This window comes from Paraburkholderia aspalathi, assembly GCF_900116445.1.
GTDB classification, from domain to species: Bacteria; Pseudomonadota; Gammaproteobacteria; order Burkholderiales; family Burkholderiaceae; genus Paraburkholderia; species Paraburkholderia aspalathi.
Genome location: NZ_FPBH01000025.1, coordinates 90,553 through 112,444, shown reverse-complemented (window position 1 = coordinate 112,444; position 21,892 = coordinate 90,553). Strand labels below are relative to the sequence as shown.

The window sequence follows — 21,892 nt, the reverse complement described above, 5'->3', positions numbered from 1 at the left end:
TCATGAAAGGCTTTCTGAAGTACCTCTTGTTGCCGGCGTTGGTGCTGGGCGTGATGGCGAATATGAAGGACATCAAGCGCTATATCCGTATCCGCAACATGTAGGCGACAACAGTCAGGGAGGTGGCCATGAGCACGCATTCACAGCCTGCAGGACAGTCTTCACCTCCACTCCCGATGGTTCACGGACCGGTCGGTGAGGAAATCCGTGTGCGCGGACTGGTGCAAGGCGTCGGCTTTCGCCCGACCGTATGGCGGCTCGCGCATGCGTGCGGTGTGGTCGGCGACGTGCGCAACGATAGCGACGGCGTGCTGATCCATGCGTGGGGCGATGCGTGGATGCTGCAGCGTTTCATCGAAAGCCTGAGCGTGGAGTGTCCGCCGCTCGCACGCATCGACGCCATCGAGCGGCATCAACTGAGTGAAGCGGCCGAGGCCAGCGATTTCCGTATCCTGGCGAGCGAGACCGGCCATGTGCAGACCGGGATCACGCCTGACGCAGTGATCTGCGCGGACTGTGCCGCCGAGATCGCCGACCCGGCGAATCGCCGTCACCGTTATCCGTTTACGAACTGCACGCATTGCGGACCACGTCTTTCGATCGTCCAGGCCATTCCCTACGATCGCGCCAACACAACCATGGCTGCTTTCGACCTCTGTGATGCGTGCCGCGCCGAGTACGAGAATCCCGCCGACCGACGCTTTCACGCGCAACCGGTTGCGTGTCCTGTGTGCGGCCCGCGTGTCTGGCTGGAAACCCGGCACGGCGCACGGGCTGATGGCGACGATCCCTGTCGTGCGGCAAGCCTGCTGTTGCGGCATGGTTCGATTGTCGCGATTAAAGGCCTAGGCGGCTTTCAGCTTGCCTGCGACGCCTGCGATGAAGCCGCGGTCGCCCGTTTGCGTCAATTGAAACGGCGCGAGCGCAAACCGTTTGCACTGATGGCGCGCGACCTGCAGGCCGTACGCCGCTATTGCAAACCCGACGAGACAGAGCTCGCGCTGCTGCAGAGCGCGGCCGGACCCATCGTCATCCTGCGTGCCGACGGAGCGGAATGCGTCGCATCTGGCGTCGCGCCGGGCGTGGGTACGCTCGGTTTCATGCTGCCGTCCACGCCGTTGCATCGGTTGCTGATGGAGTCGATCGACACGGCACTCGTGGTGACAAGCGGCAACACGAGCGACGAACCGCCGTGCATCGACAACGTGGATGCCCGAGCGCGTCTCGGCCGTATCGCCGATGTTTTCCTGATGCACGATCGCGATATCGCACGCCGGGTCGACGATTCGGTGGCCCGCGTGGTGCAGGGCGAACCGCGTGTGCTGCGTCGCGCGCGTGGCTATGCGCCCGCTCCGTTGCGGTTGCCGGCGGGCTTCGCCGAAACGCCGGCGGTGCTGGCAATGGGCGGCGAACTCAAGAACACCTTCTGCCTTGCGGGCAATGCGCAGGCAATCGTCTCGCACCATCTCGGCGATCTGGAAGACGCGCTGACCTATGCGGACTATCGTCGCTCGGTGGCGCAGTATCTGCGCCTGTTCGAACATGAACCGCAGGCGGTGGCGCTCGACTTTCATCCCGAGTACCTGTCGCGCAAGATCGGCTATGACCTCGCACAAACATGGCAGGTCCCGGCGGTCGAAGTGCAGCACCATCACGCGCATCTCGCCGCGTGCATGGCGGAAAACGGCGTGGCGCTCGATGCGCTGCCGATGCTCGGCGTCGCGCTCGACGGTCTCGGTTATGGCGACGACGGCACGCTGTGGGGCGGAGAGTTCATGCTGGCGGATTATCGCGGCTTCACGCGTCTCGGCAGATTCAAACCGGTTGCGATGCCCGGCGGCACACGTGCCGTAGACGAACCGTGGCGCAACGCTTACGCGCATCTGCTGGCGGCTTTCGATTGGCGCGGCTTCACGCGGCAATACGCGGGACTCGACATACAGCAGTTCCTCAGCAGCCGTCCGCGCGACGCGCTCGATACGATGATCGCGAAACGCGTCAATAGTCCGCTGGCAAGCTCTGTGGGGCGTCTGTTCGACGCCGTGGCGGCGACACTCGGCGTGTGCCGGGAGCGCGTGCTTTACGAAGGGCAGGCGGCTATCGAGCTTGAGGCGCTGGTCGATCTGCACGCGCTGCGAAACGATGGCGACGCCCATGCGTACCCGTTTGAAATCATCAGCACCATGCCGGACGGCCTGCGTTGCATCGAACCGCAGCCGATGTGGGAGACCTTGCTAGACGACCTGTTGCGCGGCACATCCGTGCCAGTCGTCGCGGCACGATTTCACAAGGGGTTGGCCATTGCGATCGTCCGAATGGTCGAATGTCTGGCCGACCTGCTGACAGGCCCGGTCGATGCGCGCAGTGTGGCGCTGTCCGGCGGTGTTTTCCAGAATCGCATCCTGTTCGAACAGGTAGCCGGGCGGCTCAGTGCAGCCGGTTTTCGGGTGCTGACGCACCGGCAGGTGCCGGCTAACGACGGTGGGTTGTCGCTGGGGCAGGCGGTCGTGGCGGCGGCCAAGGGGCGCGAAGGGTTCTGATCGTGGCGCTGAGGCGGCGGTGTAGCGGTAGTAACGCGGAAGTAGCAGTGCAGAAGTAGCGGCGCACAAGCGGGTTAAAGGGAGAACACCATGTGTTTGGGCATCCCGGGACAGATCGTCGAAGTGACCGACGCGGCGAACGATCTCGCGCTCGTCAATGTCGGCGGTGTGCGGCGCGTGATCAACATTGCCTTCGTGATCGGTGAGGGACGGACGGCGAACTCGTGCGTCGGCGAATGGGTGCTGGTGCACGTGGGCTTCGCGATGAGCCGGCTCGACGAGCAGGAAGCGGCGCGCACGCTCGCGTTATTGCACGAACTGGGCGTCGCGCAGGGCGAGATGGACGACATGGCCAAGGTGGGCGAACTGCAGGACGAACTGCGCGAAGAATTGCGCAGCGCGCCTTAAGCGTCCGATCGGAAGCCAACGGAGACCGCCATGCCCGAACATGAATCCCTGCAGGCGTTGTATCCGTTCCTGCACGGCGCACGCCAGGACGCGGACAAGCTCGACGCGGCGTTGCTCGAGTCAGTGCGTCTGAAGGCGCAGGACAGCGTCGACACCAAACAACGCTTCTTCGACGAAAACGGCCCGGCAGTAGTGCGGATCGCTCGCGCGATTGCGGAGATGTACCGCCGCGACGGCAGGCTCTTCACCATGGGCAACGGCGGTTCGAGCTGCGACGCCTCGCATATTGCCGTCGAATTTCTGCATCCGGTGACCACGGGTCGCCCGGCACTCACCGCCATCAACCTCGTAGCTGACACGGCCATGATGACCGCTGTCGGCAACGATGTCGGTTTCAGCCATATTTTCGTGCGGCAACTGGTGGCGCAAGGCCGGCGTGGCGACGCGCTGATCGGCGTGTCGACCAGCGGAAATTCCGAAAACCTGCTGACCGCCTTTGCGAAAGCGAAGGAGATGGGCCTGCTGACCATCGGTCTGTCAGGCCACGACGGCGGACGCATGGCTGCCAGTGCGGCGGTCGATCACTGTCTCGTGGTGAAAAGCGACAGTATTCATCGCGTGCAGGAGACTCACGTCGCGATTTATCACATTCTGTGGGACCTCGTGCATACGCTGCTCGCCGACGACCGCGGCGGCCTCGCCGGTTCGGCTGGACTGGCCAGCTCGGCGGAGGGAGGTGCGCCATGAAATATGTCGATGAGTTTCGCGACCCACACAAGGCGAAAACGCTGGAGAAGGAGATCCGCGCGCTGGTGTCCCGCATTGAGCGCGCCAAACAACGGCCGCTGCAGATCATGGAAGTGTGTGGCGGCCATACCCATACGATTTTCCGCTACGGTATTCAGCAAATGCTGCCCGATGCGGTGGAGTTCGTGCATGGTCCCGGTTGCCCGGTGTGTGTGCTGCCGATGGGCCGCGTCGACGATTGCGTTGCGTTGGCCGAGCGCCCGGAAGTGATCTTTACGACCTTCGGCGATGCGATGCGTGTGCCGGGTTCGAAGAAGAGCCTGCTGAAAGCGAAAGCCGACGGCGCGGACGTGCGGATGGTCTATTCGCCGCTCGACGCTTTGAAGATCGCGCAACAAAACCCGGACCGGGAGGTGATTTTCTTCGGCCTGGGCTTCGAGACGACCATGCCCAGCACCGCGATGACGGTCCTGCAGGCTCACGCGCAAAAGGTCCACAATTTCTCGCTGTTCTGCAATCACATCACGATCATTCCGACCATCAAGGCGATTCTCGATTCGCCCGACTTGCATCTCGATGGCTTTCTTGGCCCGGGGCACGTCAGCATGGTGATCGGCACACGGCCCTATGATTTCATCGCGCGGCACTATCGCAAGCCGATCACGGTGGCGGGATTCGAACCGCTCGATATATTGCAATCGATGTGGATGGTGTTGCGGCAGATCGAAGCAGGGCGCTGCGAGGTGGAGAACCAGTATGGCCGGATCGTGACCGAGGGCGGCAATGCGCAGGCTTTGTCGGCGGTGATGCGCGTGTTCGAGACGCGCGAGTTCTTCGAATGGCGTGGACTGGGTTCGATCGATCACTCGGGCGTCAGGGTTCGTGAGACGTTTGCCCGTTTCGACGCGGAGCGCAAGTTCGACGTGCCGAACCTGAAGATCGCCGATCCGAAAGCATGTCAATGCGGCGAGGTGTTGAAGGGTGTCATCAAACCGCATCAATGCAAGGTGTTCGGCACCGCCTGCACACCGGAGTCGCCGCTCGGCTCGTTGATGGTGTCGAGCGAAGGTGCCTGCGCGGCTTACTACAACTATGGACGTATCGATACATCGCGGATCGATGAGCGGCGCGTTGCTCGGCAAAGCGCGAAATCAACCGATGCGACAGCCCAGGCGTGCCTTGGCGCAAGCGGCTTGGCCGTTGTGCCTGACACGCCTGCGCTGATTGACGATACGATCGCTACGGCGGCCACGCGAGGCCATTCATGAACGACCGCGTGCCCGACCCTCTTCAGCCCACGGCGCCTCGCCGCGTCGCGCACATACGCGACGCCTCCGTCAATCTCGCACATGGCGGCGGTGGCCGCGCGATGCGGGATCTGATCGAAGACGTATTCGTCTCGACCTTCGACAATCCCACGCTCGCGGCGCTGGAAGATCAGGCCGTCTTCACACTCGCCGATCTTGCTACGCATGGAGACCGTCTCGCGTTTACGACCGATAGCTACGTAGTCGATCCGCTGTTCTTTCCAGGTGGCGACATCGGTACGCTGGCTGTATCGGGAACGGTCAACGATCTTGCCGTATGCGGAGCGACACCGTTATATCTCTCGTGCGCGGTGGTGATCGAAGAAGGTCTTGCCGTCGATATCTTGCGGCGTGTTGCCGCGAGCATGCAGCGAGTCGCGCTCGAAGCGGGCGTCGCGATCGTGACAGGTGACACGAAGGTGGTCGAACGCGGTTGCGCGGACAAGCTCTTTATCAACACCGCCGGCATCGGCGTGGTGCGCCACGACGTGTCGATTTCAGCCCGCAACGCGCGCCCCGGCGACGTCGTGATCGTCAACGGTTATCTCGGCGATCATGGCGCGGCGATTCTGGTCGCACGTCAGCAGCTTGCCCTGGAAGCCGATGTGGAAAGCGATTGTTGTCCCCTCAACAGCCTGATCGCCGCGATGCTTGATGCGTGCCCGCAGATTCATTGTTTGCGCGATGCGACGCGTGGCGGCGTCGCGACGGTGTTGAACGAGTTCGCACAGAGTTCGAACGTGACGATACGGCTGCGCGAAGCGGACCTGCCGTTGCGGGAGGAGGTCAAAGGCGCGTGCGAGATTCTCGGCCTCGATCCGCTGTATCTGGCTAACGAAGGCAAGCTGGTGGCCCTCGTGCCCGCCGATGCAGCCGGGCGGGTGCTTGCTGCCATGCGCGCGCATCCGGCGGGGCGTGAGGCAGCGGCAATCGGTGCGGTGGAGGTCGGAGAGACGGGCGCGGGTGGTCTTGTCGTCATGCAGACCGCGTTCGGTGGACAACGCATCGTCGACATGCTGGTGGGCGAGCAACTGCCGCGCATCTGCTGACCGCTGGAGGAGCGCGCCATGCATGAGTTGAGCATTGCCAACAGCGTCGTCGAGATTTGTGCGGAACAGGCCAACGGCGCGCGCGTGCGAAGGGTGACGCTGGAGATCGGGCGATTGTCGGCGGTGATGCCGGACGCGATCCGGTTTTGCTTCGACGTCTGCGCGAAAGATACAGCGGTGGAGGGCGCGACCCTGGAAATCATCGAGATGCCTGGGCAGGCACGTTGCCTCGCGTGCGGCGAGACGCTCGACGTCGATGTGCCGTTTGGGCAGTGCGAATGCGGGAGCGACAATCTCGAACTGATTTCGGGGCAGCAGCTGAAGATCCGGCAGATGGAGGTGGTGTGATGTGTACGACATGCGGGTGCTCGAATACGCAGGGCGCGGCGGTGACCGATCTGGATGCGGAGGAGGCGGCGCAGGCGAAGGTAGACGCGCAATCGCAATCGCAAGCTACGCGAGAAGTCGCTGCAGCCGGCACGCGTGAACCGTCGTATCGACGAGTGACTGACAATGAGCAGGGGCATGCACACCTGCATCCGCAGAGCCATTCGCACGTGCGCGGCCAGCCACATTCACACGACTCGCAGTATCCGCACCATCACGAGCATGAGCATTCGCACGACGGTGTCCACGCGCATTCCCATCCCCATGAGCATTCACATGACGGCGACCACTCGCACGTTCACACCCATATGCATGATCACCCGCACAACCACGGGAGCGAGCACGTCACGTCAATCACCTTGGAGCAGGACATTCTGGCGAAGAATCAATTGCTGGCCGAACGCAATCGCGGCTGGCTGGCGGGGCGATCGATTCTCGCGCTGAATCTGATGAGTTCACCGGGCGCGGGCAAGACTACCTTGCTAGAGCGCACGATCCGCGATCTTGGCGAGACGTTGCCGCTCACGGTGATTGAAGGCGACCAGGCGACGCTTAACGACGCCGAGCGCATTCGCGCCACGGGGGCACGTGTGGTTCAGATCAATACCGGCACGGGGTGTCATCTGGATGCGGAGATGGCGTCGCGGGCGCTGACGCAGCTCGATCCGCCGATGCATTCGGTTGTGATGATCGAGAATGTCGGCAACCTGGTGTGTCCCGCGTTGTTCGATCTTGGCGAGGGGGCCAAGGTGTTGATTCTTTCCGTCACGGAGGGTGAGGATAAGCCGATCAAGTATCCGCATATGTTTCGGGCTTGTTCGTTGTTGTTGTTGAACAAGATCGATCTGTTGCCGTATTTGCGGTTTGATGTCGAGAAGTGTATTGGCTATGCCCGGAAGGTCAATCCTGGGATTGAGATTCTGCAGGTGTCGGCGCAGAGCGGCGAAGGGATGGAGACTTGGTATGCGTGGCTTCGGGCGATGCGGTAGGGGTTTTTGTGCCTGCTCGGCGCTTTTGTCAGTGTTCTTGGGGCTTTGGCCTTTCCTTGTTTTGTTAGTGGTCTATTAGCGTTGCCCCTGTGCGGGGCGGCACCTACTTCTCTTTGCCGGCTGCAAAGAGAAGTAGGCAAGAGAAAGCAGCTCAAACCGCTAATGCTAAGTGGGCACCGTGGTCTGCTGCGGGTAGTGGTGCATCTGGAATCTGGGTTCGTGCCCCTGCATACGCCAGTGACAAGGGCGTCATACTTCCGGCGGCGCTGCGCGCGCCGAAGAGCAGTTCATAAAACCACCCGCTACGTTTTAACGTCTACGCCTCGCCACCGGGCCGTGGCTCGCCCTTGCACCGCCGCAACTGTGACCGTGATTGAGGGGCACCGACGTCGGGGGTTCTCGGGCGAATGCAGGAGCGCGTCGCCGAGGCGAAGCCGACGGCTCCCTGCAGACTTGAACCGAAGCCTGTGGTTTCCCATGCAGACCCGTCCGCGACGCACGCAGTGCGGAGTGGGAGCTGATGAGCCCCTTGTCACTAACGCGGAATGTGCGAGAACACGGATTCCAGATGCACCACTACCCATGGCAGACCACGGGCCCCACTTAGAATTAGCGGTTTAAGCTGCTTTCTCTTGCCTACTTCTCTTTGCAGCCGGCAAAGAGAAGTAGGTGCCGCCCCGCACAGGGGCAACACTAATAGACCACTAACAATGCAAGGAAAGGCACCAAAGCCAGATCAAGGAAAGGCCAAAGCCCTAAGAACACTGACAATGAGCGCCACGCAGGCAAAAGAGGAATTCAGAACTTGTGCCGCAGGACCACCCGTGCTGCCAAAGAACAAAGTATTCGGATTGGCGACATCGAGACAACCCACACCCAGCGCCAACGGCCCATTCCCTTAATCTGAGCGACTGTTTCGTTGAAGCCGTCGCGGCGGCGCCGCAGTTTCAGTTCGATACCGATAGCGCGGGCGTAATTTAAGCAGGCCACGCGCCGCGGCTGGTTTCAATCGTTCCCGTCGCACCTCAATGCGACGCCGAGCGCTTGATGCGGTGGAAATTGCGATCGAAATAGATCAAGCCATCGCCATCCGTGCGCACGCTGATGCAGGTGGTTTTGACAAACATGACCGAGTGCGAACCCACTTCCTTCAGATCGACGATCTCGCCCTGCAGACTCGCGAGTGCGTCGCGCAAAACCGGCACGCCGTGCGTGCCGTCGTCCCAGATCGGCCAGCCAAAGCGTTCCTCCATCGGCACCTGCGTCATGCCGGCGAAGTGACGCGCGAGCAGTTCATGCTCGCCAGGCAGTACGTTGATGCAGACATGCCGGTTGCGTTCGAAGGTGGCGTGCATCGCGCTCGAGCGGTTCAGGCAAACGAGCAGCGTGGGCGGCGTATCGGTCACCGAGCACACGGCGCTCGCGGTGACGCCGCAGCGTCCATGCGGACCAGCAGTCGTGATGACGTTCACGGCCGCGGACAGATGCGCCATGGCCTGACGGAATTGCTGCCTGGCTGCCAGGTCAGGATCGGCGGCGGGAGTCGTTTGCGTTACTTGCGAGGTCGGTGTCATGTTCTGGGTTCCTGGGGCGCGGTAGGGATCTGGATTCAAGCGTAATCAATCCACGCGCGGAAAAAAATCAGCGCGAGCGGTGCGCGTAGAGGCCTCTTTCCCAGTCCGTCTAAAGGTTTCCCCAATGCCTGTCTGCATGGTGCAGCGTATGAGCGATTTTTATCGCCGCCACAGGGTAATTATCGCTTTGCAGCGCTTTTTCCACTGGTTATCATGAACCCGCAAGACGCTGCGAATCGCACCCATCCCGAACCGTTCCACAGACGCCATGTCCCAGCAGCCTCAGTCCGCTCCGTCCCTCGCACCGATCGTCTATATCGTCGACGACGACAACGGCATGCGTACCTCGCTCGCATGGCTGCTCGAGTCGGTCGGCGTGAAGTCGGCAGGCTTTGCTAACGCTAGTGAATTTCTGAGCGCGTTTGATCCGAACGTGCCCGCGTGCCTCGTGCTCGATGTGCGCATGCCGGAGCAAAGCGGCTTCGACGTGCAAGCGGAGTTGAACCGTCGAGGTGCGACGCTGCCGATCATTTTCGTCAGCGGTCATGGCGACATTCCGATGTCGGTGCGGGCTTTGCAGAATGGCGCAATTGACTTCGTCGAGAAGCCGTATAACTCGCAGCAGATGCTCGATCGCGTGCAGCGTGCGTTGAAACTCGCGTCGCAACGTCATGCTGCCGATCAGAAGCAGCGCGAGTTACGCAAGCGCCTGGCGTCGCTCACGGCACGCGAGAAAGAAGTGCTGCGGGGCGTGATCGACGGTAAGGGCAGCAAGCGTATCGCCTCCGATCTGTCCATCAGTGTGAAGACCGTCGACGTGCATCGCGCAAGCATCAAAGACAAACTTGGCGCGGCGTCTATCGCGATGCTGGTGCGTGACGTCATGGCGGTGTGGGATCAGGAGGCGGCCGCGTCGGGCACTAACGCATGAACAGGCCGCCGTTCACATCCCAGCATGCGCCGTTTGCAAAGTAAGCGTTCTCAGCAGCCAGCATGACCGCGACGTCGGCGACATAGTCCGCTGAGCCCAGACGTCCCGCCGGAATGTTGGCGATCACCGCCTTCAGTTTGTCGGCCGCGACGCTCTCGTGCACGATCGGCAGATCCATCGGCCCAGGCGAAATCGCATTGACGGTCACGCCCGCTGCGCCGAGGTCACGTGCGAACACCTTGGTCAATGTAATGACACCGCCTTTTGCTGCCGCATAGTGCGCGCCGGTGGCCGATCCGCCGTTTTGTCCCGCCAGCGAGGCGATATTGACGATGCGGCCTGCGCCGACGTCGGCGAAATGCTGGCCGAACACCTGACAGCCGAACAGCACGCTGCGCAGGTTTACGTTGATCACCTGATCGAACTGCTCGGCGGTGATCTCCATCACGGATACGACTTTGGATGCGCCCGCGTTGTTGATCAACGCGTCGATGCGGCCCCAGCGTTGCAGGATCGCATCGCGTGCGGATTCGAATGCGCTCTTCGAGGTGACGTCGAGATTCAGTGCTAAGGCGCTCGAGCCGTCCGCGCTCAGATCGCGGGCGAGGGCCTGTGCGGCATCGAACGCAATGTCGCCGATGGCGACCGCATAACCCGCTGCATGAAAGCGTGTGGCAATCGCGGCGCCAAGACCACGCGCGGCGCCGGTGACGAGTACGACTCTTTTCTGCATTGCTTTTTACTCCGTGAGAGGTGCGGCTTCAAATCGCGGCTTCAAATCGCGCCGCAATCGCGCACACCTGTTCATCCGCCCCCTTGCGTCCGATGATCTGCAAGCCTGCCTTAAGCGGAGAGCCATCGATAGGCAAGGGCAAGCTCAGTGCCGGATGGCCGCTCAGATTGAACGGTCGGATCAACGACGACATGGCGATGACCGGAGTGCCGCCGCGTGCCTCGTCGAGCGTGATCGGCAGCGCGGGAAGTGTGGGCAGAATCAACACATCGACGCTTTCGAGCGCGTGATCGACAGCGGCTGTGAATTGTCGACGCACCGACTCTGCCGCCTCGCATTGCGCCGCGGTTGTATTCGCAGCGGCGCGCAGCCGTGCGTCGAGATCGGCGCCGAGCTTGCCACTTGCCACGAGATGGCCGAACGCATGAAAAGTTTCTACGTTGATAATCGCGAGGCCCGCTGCGAAGGCGGCGGCAAGCCCTGCAAGTTCCAGCGTGCGAGCGGTGCAATCGGCCTGGTCCGCGGCGCGCGTGACGGCTTTAAGGATTTCCGGCGCTGCGTCGACCTGCACGATACCGACGTTCCACGCGCCGCTTCCTGAAACTTGGGCCGCCTGCGTGTCGAAGTCGGCGGTGATCGCCTGCATCGCGGCGACGATCATCTGCATCTCGCGCGCGAACGGCCCGACGCAATCGAGCGTCGATTCACGCGGTGCGACGCCGCGCCGCGAGACGCGTCCAAAAGTCGGCTTCAAACCGATTACGCCGCAACACGCGGCGGGGCCGCGAATCGAACCACCGGTGTCCGTGCCAAGCGCGGCATCCGCAAGCTTCAAACCAACGGCCGCCGCCGATCCACTCGACGAGCCGCCAGGAATGCGCGAGGCGTCCTGGGGATTTTGCGGTGTGCCGGTGTAATCGTTGATACCCGTCATGCCGAACGCGAGCTCGTGCATATTCGCCTTGCCGACGATGTGCCAGCCGGCATCGAGCAAGCGCTCCACGACTTCCGCGTGCTGCTGCGCGGGCGGTGCGTCGGCCAATGCGCGGCTCGCCGCCGTGGTCGCATAGCCGGCGATATCGATCGTGTCCTTGATGGCGATGCTGGGGCCTGTGCCGCCTAACGACAAAGTCTGGATAAACTCATTCATGGGTTCGGTTTCCTTGCGTTGACTTGCCAGGGCGCATCGAAAAGGCGTTCGGTGCGAAAGTGCGTGATGAGCCAATCGTGGCCATTGTCGGCGGGTACGAAATCCACGTCGAGGCGCGCCGAGATCAACTCAGCTTGCGCGTCGACATAGCCGGACGCTTGCAGCATGATCCAACGGCCCTTCGCGCTTGCGCCTTGAACCTCGATAGTTTCCGACGTGAGGAAATGCACATTGACCGAGAAATGCGGTGACGGCGGTAAGTAGCGAGTGAGCATCGCGAGAATTTCCGCGTGACCGGTGAGGTGGCCGAACTTGCTCGCGTACTGCGGGCCGATGCCTTCCCAGATCGCGTCGGCAGCGAAGAGGGCCGCGAGCGTCTCGCCCTCGAGCGCACCCGAGGGCACGTCGCAGAGCGCCATATAGCGCGCCATCGTGCGGCGCACGGCGGATTCGGCTTCGAGCGCGGCAAGCCGTTCGGTCAACCTGACAAGCGTATCCGGGTTCTCGTTCATCGCATCATGCTCCCGCGCGTTCAAGCCGCGTTGGCGTGTTGCGGCGGCACTTGCAGCGCGCGGCCAACGCGTGCTTCGATCTTGCCGTAGCGCCACAGGTTGTATTCGCCGACCGGCGTGGTGCGGTACAGATTGCACACCGCCACGGCGGTATCGAAGTCGCGCACGTCGGCCATGATGTAGAAGGTCCACGGCGAGTTGTCGGCATTGCCGACAGTCAGGCGGTCGTCGTCCATGATGCCGAGCACGCTAACGCCGTCCATCGATTCGACGGCAGCCAGCATCTTGCCGTAAGCCTGCCAGACTTCGCCGATTTTCTCGCGCGGCAAGTCGAAGAAATTCTGCGTCACGCCGCAGCAGAACAGAACGCGCAAGGGCAGGTTCGGGTTATCGGACATTGTGTGGTTCTCCATGAAATCGTTTGAACAGCAAAATCAGAAAATGGCTTACAGGTAGCCCGGAATCGGCGGCACGCCGACGAACACCGCACCGGCGCCGTCGAAGTTGCCCTCGCCGAGGAACGCATGCTGGGTGACCACCATTGCGTCGCGCACCAGGCGCTGCAGCGGATGCGAGCGATAGATCGCCATCGTGCCACCGAGCCGGTAGGCGCGCTGCACGACGTCGGCGCCTTCGCGGGCGATCTGCGTCGCGGCGAGCCGCAGCAGGCTGGTCTGCTCGGGTGTAACGGGGTTGCCGGCGAGGATCGATTGCCAGACGTCGTCAGTGGTGTCGTAGAAGAATGCGCGGGCCGAACGCAATTGGGCTTCGGCTTTCGCCAGTTCGATCCGGTAGTACGCGCGGTCGGCGAGTTGTGGCGCGCCGGTTGTCGTCTTGCGGCCGCCGGCCATCTGGTTGGCAACATCGAGCGCTGCACGTGCGAGGCCGAGATTGACTACGGCCAGCACCTGCGCGGCGTAGGCGATGGTCGGATAGCGATACAGCGGTTCGTCCACGCACGGTTCGCCGCCGCGCACGAAGGTCCAGTCGTCAGTGACGAACTGATCGGTGACGCGCAGGTCGTGACTGCCGGTGCCTTGCATGCCGACCACATCCCAGTTCTCGACGATCTCGACCTGATGCGGACGGAACACGGCGGTGCGCGGTTTGCCGGGCACGCCAGCGCTTGGGCCGGCCGCGCCAATCCCCACGCCAAGCCAATCCGCGCCCTTGCAGCCGCTCGCGAATTTCCACGTACCGTTCACACGCCAGCCGCCGTCGGCGGGCTGAGCGGCTTGTACCGGGAAGAGACCGCCTGCGAACACCTGATCGGGACCGTCGGCGTAGATCTGCGCCTGAGTGGCCAGCGGCAAGGCCGCGAGATACACGTTCGCCGAGCCGAAGCTCGCGACCCAGGCGGCTGAGCCGTCCGCTACCGCGATACGTTCGATCATGTCAAGAAACGCGGTAGGCGCGAGCGCATCGCCGCCAAAACGCTTAGGCGTTGCCGCGCGATACACACCCGCGCGTTTGAGTTTGGCGATGACATCGCGCGGCACATGCGAGAGGCGATCGAACTCTTCGCGCCGTGCGGCGATTTCGACGATGACGTCGGCGAGCGGCAAGCGCGCTGCATCGCGGCTGGCTTCTGCGACGGCGGCAACAGTGTCGATGGCGGTGTCTGACATGGCGGGGGCATCTCCTTGATTCGTTATCGGCTGGAACACGAGGCACGTTTCGGTCACGGGCAAAGACGCCGACGACGGCGCGTGCAGGGTGAAGCCAGTCTAGAAATGCAAAAAGAACGCTTCAATTGGGACGCAAGACGTGTTTTTAGGTACGGCGCCGGGGGTATCTAAAGAAATCTTCAGACGCGAATCATGCCGACTGGTGTTATGTTCCTCCACGTACGCGATCGAACTTTTGTGCAGCCTCGCCCGATGAATTTCCCCGCCGAAGAAGATTTCCACCGCCTGCTCGACGCGCTGACGCTGTGCGTGCTGCTGCACGACGCCGAAACGAAGGCGATCGTGTGGGCCAATCGGGCAGCTTGCGAGGCGCTCGGTTTCACGCTTGAGGAAATGCTGCCGCTCAAGGCGAAAGACATGACCCGGCCGGTACCGAAGTATCGGCGCGAGATCGGCGTCGGGGCCATGGACCGTGCGATCACGGAAGGTCCGCAGGTCTACGAGTGGTGTTACCGTTCGCGCACGGGCGCCGACATGCTGTCCGAAGCCATTGCAACCTACGTGCCTTTGCAGGAGCGTGCGGTGGTGATGGTGCAGTTTCGCGACATCAGCGTCGAGGACACGCTCAAGCAAACGCTGCGGCGCTATGAGTCGCGGCTGCGCGAGTTCATGCAGGATCTGGGTGAGGGCGTGGCCGTACTGACGCCCGCGGGCGAAGTGGAGTTCGTCAGCGAATCCGGACGGCGTGTGCTGGGTCTGGAAGAGGGCGCGCCGATGGGCGACGTGCTCGACTATTGCAGCGAGCCGGATCGCGACCGGCTGCTCGAACAGCTCGCCACCGCACCGCGCATCCAGCCTTCGCCACCGCAGCGTTATCGCATCGCGCGCCGCGACGGCACGCCGGGCTGGTTGCGCATCACCTGCCGACGAATCGAGATCGAAGACGACCTCAACGGCCGCCTCCTGCACTTTCGCGACATCACGGACGAAGTGGCTATCGAAGAGGCGCGCCGTAACGAGGCACGGCTGCTGGAATACGCGGGGCGCTACAACGCGATGGGCGAAATGGCGACCGCCATCGCGCACGAGTTGAGTCAGCCGCTCGCCGCGGTGCGCAATTTCATCGAGGGCGCGATTCTGCGGCTCGGCCAACCCGGTCCCATCGACGATGCATTGTGGGGCCTGCGCAGCGCTGATCGCCAGGCCGAGCACGCGGCGGTGATCATCAAGAGCGTGCGCGATTACATTGTCAAGCGGGAGCCGAGCGAGACCCAGGCGGACTTGCGAGACGTCGTCGCGGACGTCGCATACTTCATCGAATTGCGCGCGGGAGACGCAGGCGTTGCGGTCACGATCGAGCAGGCACCGGAAGTCTTGCCGGTGTATTGCGAGCGCGTGCTGATTGGCCAGGTGGTGCTGAATCTGGCCTTCAACGCGATCGAGGCGCTGACTGAATGCCTGAATGCCGCTGCGCGGCGCGGTGAATTGCGCCTCGTCACCAGCCTGCGCGGAAAATACGCGCTCGTACAGGTCATCGACAACGGCCCGGGCGTGCCTGCTGAAGCGCACGGCCGCCTGTTCGACGGGTTTTCTTCGTCGAAGGCGGGCGGCAACGGCATCGGTTTGTCGCTGTGCAAAAACATCGTCACGCGGCATGGCGGCGAAATCTGGGCCAAACCGGCGCGGCAGGGCGGGCTTCAATGCAGCTTCACGCTGCCGATTGTGGCCGCTCCCGCCGGCTGATCGCATTTCAGTCATGCGCCGTGTTGATGTTCTTCGGAATGGTCACGAGTGTGATCGCGGTGATGAGGCCGAAGCCGATCAGCATCAACGCGACTGGCCAGGGCGCATGGAACTTCGAATACAGCGCGATAGCGACGAGAGGTGCGAGTCCGCCGGAAAACACCGAGGCAATTTCATGGCCTAGCGCCATGCCCGAATAGCGGACCTCGGTGGGAAAGAGTTCACCCATCAGCGCGGGCTGTGTACCGATCATCGCGGCGTGGCAGAAGGGCAAACCTAATGCGAGCGAGAGGAACACCAGCAACGGTTCATGCGTATCGATCAGCCAGAACGCGGGAAACGCGATCACGACGAGGCCGAGCGCGCCGATCATATACACCGGCCGCCGGCCGATCACATCCGATAGCCGCCCCCACAGCACGATCGTGGCGAGTTCGAGCAACATCGCGAGCATCACGCCGCCGAGCATCACCGAGACCGGCACACCGATCGTCTTGCCGTACACCAGCACGAACGAAAGGAAGATATACGTGCCGCCGTTTTCGGCGATACGCAGCCCCATGGCCTGCAATACCTGCTTCGGGTGATTGCGCAGCACGGTCAGCACCGGCATGTGCTTCGGTTTGGCCGCGGTAAAGTCGCGGCTCTCGGGCAGGCTTCGGCGAATATAGACACCTACGCCGAAGATCAGCACGCTAGCGAGAAACGGCAGGCGCCAGCCCCACGACATGAAGCTCTCTACTGGCAGCCGCTGCACCAGATAGAACGCGGCCGCCGACAGCACGAAGCCTCCCGCCACGCCCAACTGACTGAACGATGCGTAGTAGCCACGGCGATTCGCCGGTGCGCTCTCGCTGATGAGCAGCACGCCACCGCCCCATTCGCCGCCGGATGCGATGCCTTGCACGACCCGCAAACAGATGAGCGCGATAGGCGCGAGGAAACCGATCTGCGAGAACGTCGGCAACAGGCCAATGCCGAAGGTCGCGACGCCCATCATCATCAGCGTCACGACGAGCGCGCGTTTGCGGCCATGCCGGTCGCCGATGTGCCCGAACACGATGCCGCCTAGCGGCCGCGCCAGGAAGCCGATCGCGAAGCCCGCAAACGCGGCGAGGGTGCCCATCAGCGGGTCGCCGTGCAGCGGGAAGAACAACGGCCCGAAGATCAGGGCCGCGGCCGTGCCGTACAGAAAAAAGTCATACCACTCGAGCGCGTTGCCGATCACGGAGGCGACGATTATCCGCCGCAGTGTCCGCGAGGTCGCAGGCGCCGCTGGCGTGGCGGCTGATACGGCCGAGGGAGAAAGCGTGTCGTTTGGCATCGTCGTGCTCGCTGGTTCGCTTGTGGGGGGAAGGGACGCTAGCGCCCGAGTGACTTCGCGGTCTGGCCGCCGATACCGAAGTCGGTATTCGGAATGTCTTTGATCATCACGCGGGTGGCGTCGAGCGGCGAGTCGAGCACAGCAGCACTCGTTTCACTGAGCATGGCGATCAGCGCGGTCTTTTGCGCGGGCGTGCGGCCCGCAATCAGGATCGCGACGATCACGAGCAGCGATGCGCGGCTGCCTGCACGATCCGCTGCGCTCGAGCCGCCGATGCCGAAATCGTGCGGCGGCAATTCACTCAGCAGAACTCGCACCGATTCGACGGGTGCGCCGATCGCGTCGACAGTGGCCTGAGTGAGGCCTGCAATCAGTTGCGCTTTACGCGCTTCTGCGTGACCGGCCGGTAGATAAACCTCTAATGTGGGCATTGTTTTGCTTCGCTTGCGTTTTCAGGGATCACGGCAGGGCTCAAAGCAGGAACCCGATCGCGCTGAGCGCCTCGGTCGAATCGATCAGGCGGATCACCTTCTGCACGATGCGCGGCTCGCCGCTCGCGAAACTGATGCGATGCGTGAGATCCGCCGCGAACAGAGTCGACTTGCCGCGTTTGTACGCGACGATGACCTGCGCCGAGCTCACCTCGACTTCGTCGCTCGTATCGCTCGACAGCGTAAAACGCGAGACCGTGCGCACTGTGCGGGCGGCGTCGCTCGCCGAGGCCGAATAGCCGGACGTCATGCGTTGCACGCGCTTTTCGCGCATGTCCTGATCGTCGTACGCGTAGTTCAGCGTGGCGGCGAAGTCGATGGTGTCGTGATCGATCGGCACCACGTAGAAGCCTGCCGGGTCCCACAGCGAAAGCCACGCGTGATAGTCCTTGCGGTCCAGCAGTTCGGCTTCGCGCCAGATGAGTTCGATCGCTCCGGCAAAGGTCTTCTGCGAGAACAGCGTGTTCCTGTCATCCATCATGCTTGCTCCATCATCGTGCGCCATTGCGCGTACGCTTCGCGCATCCCGGTTTCGTCGGTAGCGTGTGCGGTCTTTTCGCCGTTCGGCGCGGTGCTCTCGCGATTCAGGCCGCGGTTCACGAGGATCGGCAGATCGGGGCCGGCATGCGAGCCGCGCTGCACGCGTTCCCATGCTTCGGCGTCGTCGGGGCTGCCGAAACCGAACGGACCCTGGAAGTGTTCGTGAATGCGCAGACGCACGCGGTTTGCTTCGTCGGGACCGCCGTCCATGGCCAGTGCGACGTGACGGATTTCCGTCTCGTTTGCGGAGATGGGCCGCAGCACGCGGAAAAACGCCATCGAGAGTGCAAGGTTCGGAAACAGATTCAGGTTGAAACCGACGCCCATCAGCGAGCGCACGATGCGGCGCACTTCGTCGGGCGTATGCTTTTCGCCAAGCGTGGCGGCGAGTTCCTGGAAGCGTTCAGGAATCGGTGCGCCGTCGTCCTTGTCGAGATCGACGAGTTCCGGCACCAGCACGGCGAGGCTATGGCCGTTGCCGAGTGAGCGGCAGAAGGCTTCGTCGCTTGTCATGAAGCTCGTGATCGCCGCGGCGGTTTCGTCGTCGATCGATTTCATCCACGACTTGTGGACGACCGGGAAGTGATACAGGTCGGTGGTGTTTTCGAGCTGGATCTTCCAGTTACCGTTAAAGCGGAAGCGATGTTCGCCGTTGGCTTTGATAGGATAGCCCGCGCCTTGCTTCATGAAGAGGTCGATCCACGGCTTGGCGCCGCCGAGGAAATCTTCGAGCGGCTCGATCTCCTGATTGAAACTCGCGAAGATCAGACCTTGATAGATGCCCACGCGCAAGCTGGCGAGCGGCAACTCGGTCTTGTCGATCACGCCTTCATAACCGTCGCCGTAGGGCAGTGCGCGCAATGCGCCGTCGAGGCCATAGGTCCAGCTGTGATAGGGGCACGTGAAGCCTTTCGCATTGCCCTTGTGCTGTTCGCAGACCGTCGCGCCGCGATGGCGGCAGCGGTTCTGCAGCACGTTGACGGCGCCGCTCTTGTCGCGCACCACGATCACCGGCTGACGGCCGATCGTGGTGGTGCGGAAGTCGCCCGGATTCGGCAGTTCGCTTTCGTGCGCGACCCAGATCCACGTCTTGTAGAAAATGCGCTCGAGTTCGGTTTCGAAGACCGCCGGGTCGTAGTACAGCGAGGGGGCGACGCGGTCGGACTGCGCGCGCTGATACAAGGCGCTCGCGTCGACGGTCTGATATGAGGAATCGCTCATCGTGGTGTAGGTGGGGTGGTCGATGGAGCAAAGTCTCGCTGAGCGACTGATATGCGTCAAATTGATCTAAAATAAAATATAAAATCAATCTCATGGATATCTTGATGAATTCGCTAGACCACGTCGACCTCAATCTGCTGCGCGTTTTCCAGGCGATCGTCGAGGAGCGCAGCCTCACGCGGGCCGGTCAGCGGCTTGCACTTTCACAGCCGGCGATCAGTTACTCGCTGGGGCGTTTGCGAACCCTGTTCGACGATCCGCTGTTTATTCGCACGCGAGCCGGCATGCAGCCCACGCCGATCGCGCTCGAACTGTCGGGCATCGTCGCGCGGGCGCTGGATACGGTGCGTGAAGCACTGCGCTATGCGGAGCACTTCGATCCCGCGGTGAGCACGCGCACGTTCCGCTTATCGCTGTCCGATGCGGGCGAGTTGGCGTACTTGCCGCCGATTTGCGAGGCGTTGCATCGGCAGGCGCCGCGCGTGAAGTTGCGCATCGAGCCGCTACCGGTGGAAGAAATCGAAGATGCGTTGCGCGCCAGCCGGCTCGATTTTGCAATCGGCAATCTGCCGACCTTGACCGCGCGCACACGTCATCAGGCGCTGTTCGAAGAGACTTACGTTTGCATGACACGCAAACGGCGCGGCCTGCCACGCACGAAAGAACTGGCCATGAAGACGTTTCTGGACGCGTCGCACGTGCAGATCACGTCGGTCGAGCACAGCCACTATGCACTCGACGACGCGTTTCGTGCGCAAGGTGTGGGCCGGCATATTGCGTTGGAGCTACCGCATTTCGTGGCCTTGCCGAGCGTGCTGGCGGTGACCGATCTGTTCGCGACGCTGCCGCGGCGTCTCGCGCAGATTTTCAATCGTGATGGCGGGTTTCAGCTTTACGAGTTGCCGGTTACGTTGCCGATGGCGGCCGTCACGATGCATTGGCACGAGCATTTCGATCAGGACGAGGGCAACGTGTGGTTGCGCAATCTGATGGGCGATATCGTGCGGCGGTTTGATGAGCGGTGAAACGGAGCGCTTTTGCTGCTTTTTCAGTTACTGCGGTAGCGCGGACAGGGCGATTTCGCCGGCGCTGTTCAGCTGCTCGACTTGCCAGCACGTGTCGATCAGCTTGCGTGTTCGATCCGGCGAAAGAATGCCTTCGGTCAGATCCGAGAATTTCTTCTCGAGTTGCTGATCGGTCATCGGCACTTCGGTGCTGCCGATCGCGTGCTGGATGAATTTATGCAGCTTGCGTCCGTCCTTTAGCGTGATGGTCATGTCGACCTGCTCCGGTTTGACCGCCGGGTCGATGATGGTATTTACCTTCTCTCGCAGTGCCACCGTCATCGGGTCACGTACTTTCGCGTCGCTGAACTGCTTTTCACCCGCTGCTCCGTCGATCACGGCGATCGCCACTGCGTGATAGATGCTGAACTTGCCCTCGAGGCCGATCTGCGGGGTCTTCTTGCCGGTTAGTTCGATGACGAGAGGATTCACGCGCAAATCGATACGGTCGATCTGCTCAGCTTTCAGATGGTATTGATTGCGAAGCTGGATTGCTGCGTCGATCGCCGGGTGGATCACGATGCCGCACGCAAAAGGCTTGTAAGTGTTTAACGTCGACTCGTAATGGGAGCCCAAGCCCTCGGTGATTTCGCGGTAGTCCTGTTTGGTGCTGATGGTGTTCGCCCATCCCCGTTTCGCTTCGATCATGCCGTCCGAACTGGTGTAATCCTTGCCTGCCAGCAGCGCGGCGAAAATACCATCGGCGGCCGCGCGCCCTGGGTTGAAGCTCTTGTTCATCGAGCCGAAAGATTCCCGCAGCCCGACCGGCTGCGACGCGGCGAGGCCTAGTGCCCAGATCATTTGTTGAACGCTCAAGCCCATGAGTTTGCCGGTCGCGGCCGCCGCACCGAATACACCGCACGTGCCCGTGATATGCCAGCCGACATCGTAGTGGTTCGGATATACGGCATTGCCGATGCGCAATTCCGTTTCCACGCCGAGCACGAGCGCATTCAGAAAGTCTTTGCCCGACACCGGGCGATACTGTGAGTACGCCAGAATGGCGGATACGACTGGACCGGCCGGATGAATAATCGTCTTCAGATGGGTATCGTCGTAATCGAAAATGTGACTGCTGACGCCGTTGATAAATGCCGCGTTCATGATGTCGAAGCGCTCGGTACGGCCAAGCAGGTTTGCCTGCGGCGGCCCGGAAAACGGTGTGAGCGCCGCCACCGCGCGATCCACGGTTTCGTCATGCGAACCACCGACAGCGACTCCGACCCAGTTCATCAATGTCCGCACGCCTTCCTTGCGGACCTGCGCGGGCAAGTCCTGATAACCAGTCTTGACGATAAACTCCGCGAGGATGCGCGTGACTTTCGGCGGGCGTGCGGCGTCGCCGTTGGTGGGCACAGGCACGGAGGTCGCACTGGCTGCGTCTGGCGCTTGAGCGAATACCGCCTTGCTGGCGGCCGCCGATGCCAGGGCGCCCACAGCACCTGTTTTCAGAAAATGACGCCGGTCGATCGTAGACATGAAAATTGTCTCCTTCAGGTTCGATATTCGATAGCCTGGAGGGCAGTTTTCACCTTCAAGGCTTGCTGGATGCTG

22 protein-coding genes are annotated in these 21,892 nt (G+C 62.1%); 11 read left to right on the top strand and 11 right to left on the bottom strand.

Going from position 1 to position 21,892, the window contains the following annotated elements; all coding sequences use genetic code 11:
* Positions 1–2: 2 nt before the first annotated feature.
* From BM438_RS47080 to hypB, 8 genes are all read left to right on the top strand, one after another.
* Complete coding sequence (locus BM438_RS47080) at positions 3–104, top strand: DUF6893 family small protein (RefSeq protein WP_372341842.1); 102 nt, start codon at positions 3–5, stop codon at positions 102–104.
* Positions 105–128: 24 nt separating this feature from the next.
* A complete protein-coding gene (gene hypF / locus BM438_RS31355; RefSeq protein WP_244179503.1) occupies positions 129–2,540 on the top strand; it encodes a carbamoyltransferase HypF in 2,412 nt (803 codons plus the stop codon).
* Positions 2,541–2,630: 90 nt separating this feature from the next.
* On the top strand, positions 2,631–2,948 hold the full coding sequence (locus tag BM438_RS31350) for a HypC/HybG/HupF family hydrogenase formation chaperone (RefSeq protein ID WP_093642850.1): 318 nt from the start codon (positions 2,631–2,633) through the stop codon (positions 2,946–2,948).
* Positions 2,949–2,978: 30 nt separating this feature from the next.
* Positions 2,979–3,695, top strand: a complete 717-nt coding sequence (locus tag BM438_RS31345) for a D-sedoheptulose-7-phosphate isomerase (RefSeq protein WP_093642847.1) — start codon at positions 2,979–2,981, stop codon at positions 3,693–3,695.
* Positions 3,692–4,963, top strand: coding sequence for a hydrogenase formation protein HypD (hypD, locus tag BM438_RS31340; protein WP_093642844.1), 1,272 nt, complete (start codon positions 3,692–3,694; stop codon positions 4,961–4,963). Before BM438_RS31345 ends, hypD begins: the two co-directional genes overlap by 4 nt.
* Positions 4,960–6,051 carry a hydrogenase expression/formation protein HypE gene (gene hypE / locus BM438_RS31335; RefSeq protein ID WP_093642840.1) on the top strand — a complete coding sequence of 364 codons (1,092 nt, stop codon included), beginning with the start codon at positions 4,960–4,962 and terminating at the stop codon, positions 6,049–6,051. The genes hypD and hypE overlap by 4 nt, the downstream gene beginning before the upstream one ends.
* Before the next feature lie 18 nt (positions 6,052–6,069).
* The gene (gene hypA / locus BM438_RS31330) at positions 6,070–6,399 is read left to right on the top strand and encodes a hydrogenase maturation nickel metallochaperone HypA (RefSeq protein WP_093642837.1); all 330 of its coding nucleotides are present in this window, start codon (positions 6,070–6,072) and stop codon (positions 6,397–6,399) included.
* Complete coding sequence (hypB, locus tag BM438_RS31325) at positions 6,399–7,427, top strand: hydrogenase nickel incorporation protein HypB (RefSeq protein ID WP_093642834.1); 1,029 nt, start codon at positions 6,399–6,401, stop codon at positions 7,425–7,427. Before hypA ends, hypB begins: the two co-directional genes overlap by 1 nt.
* A gap of 1,025 nt (positions 7,428–8,452) precedes the next feature.
* On the opposite strand, the gene hpaC is transcribed toward hypB, so the two are convergent.
* Entirely contained in the window at positions 8,453–9,001 is a 549-nt protein-coding gene (gene hpaC, locus BM438_RS31320) for a 4-hydroxyphenylacetate 3-monooxygenase, reductase component (RefSeq protein ID WP_093642831.1), read from the bottom strand.
* Between the two features lie 268 nt (positions 9,002–9,269).
* Between hpaC and BM438_RS31315 the strand changes: the two genes are divergently transcribed.
* Positions 9,270–9,932 carry a response regulator transcription factor gene (locus tag BM438_RS31315; RefSeq protein WP_093642828.1) on the top strand — a complete coding sequence of 221 codons (663 nt, stop codon included), beginning with the start codon at positions 9,270–9,272 and terminating at the stop codon, positions 9,930–9,932.
* Here BM438_RS31315 and BM438_RS31310 read toward each other — a convergent pair.
* Genes BM438_RS31310 through BM438_RS31290 form a run of 5 tightly spaced genes read right to left on the bottom strand, consistent with a single transcriptional unit; the run spans position 9,922 to position 13,955 of the window.
* Positions 9,922–10,665, bottom strand: a complete 744-nt coding sequence (locus tag BM438_RS31310) for an SDR family NAD(P)-dependent oxidoreductase (RefSeq protein WP_093642825.1) — start codon at positions 10,663–10,665, stop codon at positions 9,922–9,924. The genes BM438_RS31315 and BM438_RS31310 overlap by 11 nt on opposite strands.
* A 28-nt stretch (positions 10,666–10,693) precedes the next feature.
* Positions 10,694–11,815, bottom strand: a complete 1,122-nt coding sequence (locus BM438_RS31305; protein ID WP_093642822.1) for an amidase — start codon at positions 11,813–11,815, stop codon at positions 10,694–10,696.
* On the bottom strand, positions 11,812–12,327 hold the full coding sequence (locus BM438_RS31300) for a nuclear transport factor 2 family protein (RefSeq protein WP_093642819.1): 516 nt from the start codon (positions 12,325–12,327) through the stop codon (positions 11,812–11,814). Before BM438_RS31300 ends, BM438_RS31305 begins: the two co-directional genes overlap by 4 nt.
* A gap of 20 nt (positions 12,328–12,347) precedes the next feature.
* A complete protein-coding gene (locus tag BM438_RS31295) occupies positions 12,348–12,725 on the bottom strand; it encodes a hypothetical protein (RefSeq protein WP_054041509.1) in 378 nt (125 codons plus the stop codon).
* Positions 12,726–12,773: 48 nt separating this feature from the next.
* Positions 12,774–13,955 carry an acyl-CoA dehydrogenase family protein gene (locus tag BM438_RS31290; protein ID WP_093642816.1) on the bottom strand — a complete coding sequence of 394 codons (1,182 nt, stop codon included), beginning with the start codon at positions 13,953–13,955 and terminating at the stop codon, positions 12,774–12,776.
* A gap of 252 nt (positions 13,956–14,207) precedes the next feature.
* Between BM438_RS31290 and BM438_RS31285 the strand changes: the two genes are divergently transcribed.
* A complete protein-coding gene (locus BM438_RS31285; protein ID WP_093642813.1) occupies positions 14,208–15,698 on the top strand; it encodes a PAS domain-containing sensor histidine kinase in 1,491 nt (496 codons plus the stop codon).
* A 7-nt stretch (positions 15,699–15,705) separates the two neighbouring features.
* On the opposite strand, the gene BM438_RS31280 is transcribed toward BM438_RS31285, so the two are convergent.
* The 4 genes from BM438_RS31280 to BM438_RS31265 are packed head-to-tail and all read right to left on the bottom strand — an operon-like array spanning position 15,706 to position 19,274.
* Positions 15,706–17,022, bottom strand: a complete 1,317-nt coding sequence (locus tag BM438_RS31280; protein ID WP_093642810.1) for an MFS transporter — start codon at positions 17,020–17,022, stop codon at positions 15,706–15,708.
* A gap of 38 nt (positions 17,023–17,060) precedes the next feature.
* On the bottom strand, positions 17,061–17,453 hold the full coding sequence (locus BM438_RS31275) for a tautomerase family protein (RefSeq protein ID WP_093642807.1): 393 nt from the start codon (positions 17,451–17,453) through the stop codon (positions 17,061–17,063).
* A gap of 40 nt (positions 17,454–17,493) precedes the next feature.
* Positions 17,494–17,994 (bottom strand): aromatic-ring-hydroxylating dioxygenase subunit beta, encoded by a 501-nt coding sequence (locus BM438_RS31270; RefSeq protein ID WP_093642804.1) that lies wholly within the window; start codon positions 17,992–17,994, stop codon positions 17,494–17,496.
* A complete protein-coding gene (locus BM438_RS31265; protein WP_093642801.1) occupies positions 17,991–19,274 on the bottom strand; it encodes an aromatic ring-hydroxylating oxygenase subunit alpha in 1,284 nt (427 codons plus the stop codon). The genes BM438_RS31270 and BM438_RS31265 overlap by 4 nt, the downstream gene beginning before the upstream one ends.
* A 104-nt stretch (positions 19,275–19,378) precedes the next feature.
* On the opposite strand from BM438_RS31265, the gene BM438_RS31260 reads away from it, so the two are divergent.
* Positions 19,379–20,299 (top strand): LysR family transcriptional regulator, encoded by a 921-nt coding sequence (locus tag BM438_RS31260; RefSeq protein ID WP_093642798.1) that lies wholly within the window; start codon positions 19,379–19,381, stop codon positions 20,297–20,299.
* A 27-nt stretch (positions 20,300–20,326) separates the two neighbouring features.
* Here BM438_RS31260 and BM438_RS31255 read toward each other — a convergent pair whose 3' ends face one another.
* A complete protein-coding gene (locus BM438_RS31255; protein ID WP_093642795.1) occupies positions 20,327–21,817 on the bottom strand; it encodes an MmgE/PrpD family protein in 1,491 nt (496 codons plus the stop codon).
* Positions 21,818–21,892 lie beyond the last annotated feature (75 nt).